The following is an 890-nucleotide window of genomic DNA, read 5'->3' on the forward strand; positions in this document are numbered from 1 at the left end:
CCAGACGTTAAACACGCATCGCGAAGGCGGTTTTCTTAGCTCGCGTGGGTACCGCCAATCCAAGGCCCGGGGCTTAAGCTCCCGCGCTCTTCGCGACGCTGCCCTTGTAGAGCATATTCGCGACGTTCATGCTGAAAATTACGGCGTCTACGGGGTGCGGAAGATGTGGCGCGTGCTGCAACGCCGGGGCGTTGACATTGGCCGCGAGCAGACAGCCCGGCTGATGCGCAGCGCTGGACTGTCCGGCAAGGGAAAAGGTGGGGCACCTGTCACAACGCGCAAACCCACAGGCCCGGATCTTCGCCCAGATTTGGTTAATCGTGAGTTTAAGGCTCCTGGCCCTCATCGGCTGTGGGTAGCGGACATTACGTATGTGCACACCAGGAAAGGGTTTGTGTACACAGCTTTTGTCACTGATGTGTACTCCCGGAGGATTGTCGGGTGGGCGTTGTCTGATTCGATGCGTACTGAGGCGTTGCCGCTGCAGGCGTTGAACCAGGCGATCGTGTGCGCCAAGGAAACGGCGGGCCTAATTCACCATTCAGACCACGGCTCACAATATGTGAGTATCGTCTACAACGAGCGCCTGGCTGAGCACGGAATTACGGCGTCTACCGGCACTGTTGGTGATTCCTATGACAATGCTTTGGCTGAGAATGTCAACGGCTCCTACAAGAATGAGCTGATTCATAGGCGCTCATGGGCCGATGTCGTCGACGTGGAAATCGCGACGTTCGAGTGGGTTAACTGGTGGAACGAATCACGGCTCCACCAGAGCCTGGGCTACCGCACCCCAGCTGAAGCCGAAGCCGAATTTTGGGAACACGACCCCAGTCGAGAAATAATGGAAATCAAGGCAAATGCCTAGGAACAAAACCCGGGGCACTTCA

At 57.0% G+C, this 890-nt stretch carries 1 protein-coding gene; it reads left to right on the plus strand.

Annotation, left to right across the window (positions count from 1 at the left end; genetic code table 11):
* Positions 1–868, plus strand: an 868-nt coding sequence (locus HMPREF0307_RS12895; protein WP_066488969.1) for an IS3 family transposase, incomplete at its 5' end; no start/stop codon positions are given.
* Between the last annotated feature and the right edge of the window lie 22 nt (positions 869–890).

Source organism: Corynebacterium sp. DNF00584, from assembly GCF_001552965.1.
Taxonomy (GTDB): domain Bacteria; phylum Actinomycetota; class Actinomycetes; order Mycobacteriales; family Mycobacteriaceae; genus Corynebacterium; species Corynebacterium phoceense.